The sequence below is a fragment of the Nostoc sp. genome (assembly GCF_036919615.1).
Lineage (GTDB): Bacteria > Cyanobacteriota > Cyanobacteriia > Cyanobacteriales > Nostocaceae > Nostoc.
Genome location: NZ_JBALCN010000009.1, coordinates 194,694 through 201,064 on the forward strand (window position 1 = coordinate 194,694; position 6,371 = coordinate 201,064).

5 protein-coding genes are annotated in these 6,371 nt (G+C 44.6%); 1 reads left to right on the forward strand and 4 read right to left on the reverse strand.

Features of this window, described 5'->3' with window-relative positions:
• Positions 1 to 62 precede the first annotated feature (62 nt).
• From V7K48_RS04130 to V7K48_RS04140, 3 genes are all read right to left on the reverse strand, one after another.
• Complete coding sequence (locus V7K48_RS04130; RefSeq protein ID WP_335069852.1) at positions 63 to 1,070, reverse strand: alpha/beta hydrolase; 1,008 nt, start codon at positions 1,068 to 1,070, stop codon at positions 63 to 65.
• A gap of 7 nt (positions 1,071 to 1,077) precedes the next feature.
• Positions 1,078 to 2,394 carry an alpha/beta fold hydrolase gene (locus tag V7K48_RS04135; RefSeq protein WP_335069854.1) on the reverse strand — a complete coding sequence of 439 codons (1,317 nt, stop codon included), beginning with the start codon at positions 2,392 to 2,394 and terminating at the stop codon, positions 1,078 to 1,080.
• 360 nt (positions 2,395 to 2,754) lie between these two features.
• The gene (locus V7K48_RS04140; protein ID WP_335069855.1) at positions 2,755 to 3,384 is read right to left on the reverse strand and encodes a hypothetical protein; all 630 of its coding nucleotides are present in this window, start codon (positions 3,382 to 3,384) and stop codon (positions 2,755 to 2,757) included.
• Positions 3,385 to 3,731: 347 nt separating this feature from the next.
• On the opposite strand from V7K48_RS04140, the gene psb30 reads away from it, so the two are divergent.
• A complete protein-coding gene (psb30, locus tag V7K48_RS04145) occupies positions 3,732 to 3,875 on the forward strand; it encodes a photosystem II reaction center protein Ycf12/Psb30 (RefSeq protein WP_442936923.1) in 144 nt (47 codons plus the stop codon).
• Between the two features lie 160 nt (positions 3,876 to 4,035).
• On the opposite strand, the gene V7K48_RS04150 is transcribed toward psb30, so the two are convergent.
• Complete coding sequence (locus tag V7K48_RS04150) at positions 4,036 to 6,168, reverse strand: single-stranded-DNA-specific exonuclease RecJ (RefSeq protein WP_335069857.1); 2,133 nt, start codon at positions 6,166 to 6,168, stop codon at positions 4,036 to 4,038.
• Positions 6,169 to 6,371 lie beyond the last annotated feature (203 nt).

The window sequence follows — 6,371 nt, forward strand, 5'->3', positions numbered from 1 at the left end:
TGCGGCGAGTAACGCATCATTTAGACTTTGACATTGGCTTTAGCAGGATGCTCCATGACAACCTAGTTTGAGGAAGTTGGAGGCAGCAAGAACTTGGTTTTCAAAGCTTCCCTGCACGCTGCATTGGGAGAAGAAGTGGGATTCATCACAAACGCGGCTCCTACATCTCTAGCACATTGCGAAAATACAAGAGCGCCATGCCCGAAATTGGGAAATTCTATCAATGTGCCATTTGTTAATCCTGCTAGTGCCTGTTTGCCCACAGTTGTAGGTGTTTGAGTATCATAGCGATCTTGGAGAATCAAGGTAGGAATGCTGCTTTTTACGATTTCGCGATCGCGCTTTGGAGCAGGCTTGACAGACCAGATTTGACAGATGGCGTAGGCTTGCCGAGCACCGAGCGCTCCAGTTACTCCCAAATCAGGCATCTCCAGTGCTTCAAACGTTGCCCTCGTCTGAGCCAGATCGTTAGAAGGGACTAAATCTTGACAATCGAAGCTTCTAAACACACCCTCAGTCGTAATGGTATCCACCTTTATGGGAGAGCGGAAAATAGTCCCAATCGATTCATAAACATGACGGATTTCTGTATTTGACATCGTTTGCAAAGGTTGAATCAGCGGCTGTCTCTTGTTCTCTGGAAAGATTTCAGTGATCGAGGTGATTAAAACACTACGATCGCGCGGTTTTTGAGTTTGAAAGCCCACGCCATAAAGATTAGCTCTCGCATCGGGGCGTTTTTTTTCGGGCAGGGTTTCGATAGTTGTCAATACCTGCTGTACCCATTTCTGAGAGGGACGATTGGTTTGGGCTAAGTTAGCAGTTTCGGTCAAAAGTTTGCGGGCTTGTTCTCGCAACTCATCCGCTTTAGCAAGAAGTCGTTGCGAACGACCAATCAGAATCGGCTTAGTTGGGGGAGTCGGGAAAATCTTGCCTGATACGACACCTGTATAAGTCGTGGTGATGCCTCGTTCTAATTCCGACACGATCAATGGAATGTAAGCAGCTTTGCGTGCATCTAGATCCAAATTCACTGATTCAATTAAGGCAGCAAAATCTGCCACGGACACTGCTTTATCAGTTCCGGTAGATCGCAATGGGTTTCTTAGCAAGTGTTTTTAGAAGCGCGATCGTGCGTGCTTTGAGATTGGGATACGCTGCATTACAAGCGGTGTCTTTCTGACAGTCTTCAATCAAATTCAGCATCACTACTTCCAAATCCCTCGGTACATCTTCGTACTTTTTCACTTGAGGGGGAATCGTGGAATCCAACACGACGCTCCGCAGATGTTGGGGATAGTCGCGCATGATTCGCAATGCTAGATAAGTCCCGTAAGAAATGCCGTAGAGATTGACCTTTTCATAACCCAAAGCTTTCGCCAGCTCAATCGCATCTGTGGCGTTGTTAGCAGTGTTGTACTGATTGAGATCGAAGCCGTGTGCCTTTAGTAACTCAGAGCCAACTTTGTAATATGAGAGCATCTCAGCAAGGTCAGACTCATCTTTTTTGAGACTGGCAGCAAATTTTTTAGTAAATTCAGCATACCTATTGCGCCATTCGCTGTTGGGATTTTTAGCCAGCGTATCCAAGGCAATGAAGGTGGGAGAACAAGCCAGATCGCCCGAAAATCGAGAGCCGCGCTGATCAAATAGAATCACGTCACGGGTCTGACGTTGAGGTTCATAAAATCGAGGGAATACTGATAGAGTCGTTATATCGCTGCCGCCCGGCCCTCCATGTAAAACTAAGAGGGGATCGGGCTGGGGTGAAAGACTCTTGCTCTTGAAAATGGTGTAAGTAATTTCAACTTTGCGTCCGTTGGGTTGGCTATAATTTTCGGGAACAGTAAGAACGCCGCAGATCGTCGTTTTGCCGTCGATTTCTTCTGGCGCAACAGCAACGGGGCAAGGTATTCGAGTGGTGCGGTCGAGAGATGATTGCGGCGAAGGTTGCTCGGCAAATCCAGAGGCAGCTTGAACTGGATTGGCCGTCTGTGTGCTTGGCGTTTCTGAAGGGGTAAGGCGAATCGATTGGGATTGAGTAGATCCACGAGTAATCCAGTAGACGTAGATCGATTCATCAGGAAATTGATAGATTTGACCTTTACTACCAAGTGCATCTTGTCGGTAGACTACTCGACTTTTTTGATCGAGATAGCTTCCGGGGCGTTTACCGAGCGATTGTAAAAAATAGTATTTGCCATTGCTGAGTTGAATGGTCACTATGCCTCGTCGTAGTTGTGAAAAAGTGCAGGGTACAGTATTCATCTTGCCAATTTCTACTTTTGAATAGATGACACAATTCGCCTCCACCGTGTCTGCTTTCGCAGCTATAGAGAAACCAACTGAAGCGATCGCGGTTGCAACTGCTAAAAGCAAATTTTGAAGCTTCATGTTAAAAATATCTTGTGATTATTGAGGAAAATAACGAATCAGAATTGGTAAGGCGATCGCGAAGTGCCACTGTCAGTCACAAATAAGAAGTTTTTGCGTCATCTGTCATATTTGATAACGCTGCATATACCTCGCAAACCTTTTTATGTTCTGTGCTACCCCAGTTTCTTGAGCCGATACGTAACATCCACTCCTTAAGGCACAATGTCTGAAAAGTCCCCTGGACGATGCTTATTGACGAAAGAATCAGCGTTTGAGACATTGTGCCTTAACCAAAGAATGAGGGTTTCAGCTTTCTCGGCTACCTTTTAAGACATCCTCTCAGTGCCCTCCAAATTGGATTGTTTGTCCAGATAGCAACTAATTCTTACAATCCTGTGGACCCCCTGTGTAAACAATCGATTGGTAGCGTCCTTCCTCTGTTCGGATCGTTACACAGTAGTTAGTTTTGCCTTCTAGCCAGTAGCCGTAGCCCGAATCATCACTCTTGACCCATCGATAGCCCCGTTTTTTCACTGTGTTTTCTGCCTGTCCTGCCCTTGCCCCCACTAAATCACTCAACCGAGAGACGGTACTACCCGCTTCAGGCTGACGCCTAGCAGCAGCCCTACGATTTCTGTTACCTGAGTTTTGTCTAGAGGAAGCTGTATCCCAATAGACATAAATCGACTCAGTGGCAAAGCGATAAATCTGTCCTTTGTCACCTAGTCCAGCTTGTCGATAGGCAGCATCACCATTTTGATCGCGATAATTGCCGGGTCGATTACCCGAAGGGAGCAGGTCATAGCTACGACCATTTTCCAGTTGAATGCTAACCGCACCCTGACGTTGGGAAAAGGTACATGGGCCAGAGGATGTGGCGCGGCGGTCTTCTCCTTTTGGAAACACATCGCAACGGGCATTCACGGTATCAGCTTTGACAGATACAGGAAAACTTACTGAAGCGATCGCTAGTGCTACCGCTAAAAACGAATTTGAAGATTTCATCACCGTAAAACTCCTGAGTTATGACAACGAAGATGACATTTTATATAATCCCCTAAATGTGTATTTGCTAGTTGACATTTGCAAACCCTTCTTAAACGGATAAGGGGGAGCAGAGGGAGATGAGGCGGATAAGAGGGACAAGGGGGAATTATTGAACAAGTTTCTTCCTTGTCTCCCTTGTCTCTTCCCAATGCCCAATGCCCAATCCTCTTATTTTACGTTTTTATATCTTTTCTTATAATTTTGTTAAGTAAATTAAATCTAACAGGCCATAGCCAGATATGATCGATTGCGGGGTTTGTAACTAAGTTATTGAATTTTTCAAGACTATTGGGAGGAGAAGAGGAAAAATGTTTGACGCTGTGTCTGACTTGTTTAATGCTTTTATCAGTATCAATTGGGAAGTTATTTTCCAATTGTTGTCCGTGGCGCTAATCGTGATTGCTGGGCCAGCAGTAATCTTTGTGCTAGCATTTCGCAACGGCAACCTATAAGAGTGCTGAGTGCTGATAGAGAGTTAGGAGTGAAGAGTTAGAAGTGAGGAATTAAATTTTATTTTCAACTCATAACTCATAACTCATAAATCAGCACTTACAGTGTCACAGTCACAAGTGATAAGTTAATTAATAACTCCAAACTTCTAACTTCTAACTCCTAACTCTTAACTGATAACGCTTGAAGGGCAGCTTGGATAATATTGTCATACTGTGGTTGAGAGATATCAATTTCTTTGGCATTTTGACGATTAGTGCCTAGCAAACCAATTATATGTCCTGGCTGCATGGCTAAGACTTTGCCTTCAGAATTTTTAATTCTTAATTCTGTTTCAATACCGTTTTTATAAAAACCACAAGTATACTTTCGCTTGTTGTACTCAAAGGTGGTGCTTGATTGGATAGGTGGCGAAGCAAAAAATTGTTGAAGCTGAATTGGGAGTCTAACTCCTATTAACTCTAGCTCGATAGTGGTGTTACCGTTAAAGTAATTTTCTCGCAGTTTGTAAGCGATATCCACTCGCGGTGGTAAGCGGAAGTAGTCGCCCCAACGCCAAGCGATCGCTTTAATTTTATACTGCTGATTATCAATAGTTTGAGCAATTGTCAATTTAATGTGACCCTTACCAACGATTTTTTGCTCAACCACTTGAACATTAGGTGTCCAAAAAACTGGATCGGGGTTGTCCATACCGCAGGGGTGTAAAGCATTAAGCTGTTGATAAAGCTGCTGATTGATTTGATTGAGGTTGACTTCGGTATCAATTTTGAGCAGAGGCTTGAGATGCTGGGGTTCAAGACACTGGTTAGCAAACTCAATCAAACGCGATCGCAATACCTGTAAATTCTCTGCTGGTAGAGAGAATCCTCCGGCTGCTTTGTGTCCGCCAAATTTGCCTAGTAAATCGTGACAATATTCCAAAGCTTCAAATACATGAAACTCTGGAATTGAGCGTGCTGAACCGCGGATGTGTTCCTCGTCCTCATAAGTACCGATAAACACGGGAACGCCGTAACGTTCCACCAAGCGGGAGGCGACGATCCCAATAACTCCGTGATGCCAATTGGGTTGCACAACAACTAATACACGGTTTTGTTGTAGAGATGCGACAAATTCTGCTTCTACATAAGCGATCGCTTCTTGTTCAATTTGCTCACACATCTCCTGGCGAGAGGCGTTGATTTGTTCGCACTGCATTGCTCTTTCCAGCGCCACCCCCATATCATCTGTAGTCAGCAATTCAATCACAGTCTGGGGATTACCAATTCGACCAATAGCATTAATTCGTGGCCCCAGGCGAAACCCGATATCTTCAGGCTTGAGCGATTTTGGATTTTGGATTTTGGATTTTGGATTTTCTCCCCTGCTCCCCTGCTCCCCTGCTCCCCCTGCTCCCTCTGCTCCCCTGCTCCCCTGCTCCCCCTCTCCCCTCGCCTGCACGCCGCCTACCTGAATCAATGCCTGCACCCCAGCCAAGTTGGATTTGGGTAAATGCTGTAAACCACGTTTTACCCAGCGGCGATTCACGCCAGTTAAGGGAGCTAAATCTGCGATCGTTCCGAGTGTAAATAGTGCTAGCATCGGCTGGATCAAGCCTTTAGTCTCCCCTAGTTGTTGTGCTAGAGACACTGCCAAAATGTAGGCAACACCAACACCAGCAACACCCCTATAAGGTGAGGATTCAGCTATCAGTTTAGGATTGAGGATAGCGTTAGCTGGCGGTAATTTTTGGGGAATATCGTGGTGATCGGTGATAATCACTGCAAGACCAAGTTCTCTAGCTCTAGCAACTGGTTCAAACGCAGATATGCCATTATCTACAGTCAGAATTAGTCCTACACCTTCGCTGTGAAATTCTTCAACTATGCGTTTATTAATACCGTAGCCTTCGTGCATCCGACTAGGAATAGCATAATCTACCTGTGCGCCTAAAGTGCGGAGACTACGTAAAAGTAGAGCAGTGCTGGTCATCCCATCAGCATCGTAATCACCACAAATAGCAATTTTTGTTTGAGAGGCGATCGCATTTTGCAACAACTCCAAACTAATCGCCAAATCTGGGAAATCTTTCAATGGTGAAGGTAAAACTAAAGACTCTGGCTCTAAAAATGCTTGTACCTGTTCTGGTGTTTCCATACCCCGATTAATCAGCAGCTGACTAATAATGGGGGAAATATTTGTCAAAACCGCCAGCTTTTGGGCAAATTCTGGTTTTTGTGGATAAATTTGCCAGCGCTGATTAGGTAAGCGCCTGCTAGGTTTTGATAGTTCAGATACAGCTCGGTCTAGCACAATAAAAGTTAGGAGTTAGAAGAGACGCGATTAATCACGTCTGTACAGGAGTTATGAGTGTTGAATCGAAAGTTGTTTCTTAACTTATAATTAATAACATTATTTACTATCTCATACCAATTTTATATGAAGCTGCATATAATGGAGAAAAGAAACTCGATAAATTAAAATAGCCATGAGCCGCCCTTTTAAGATTGAAATCG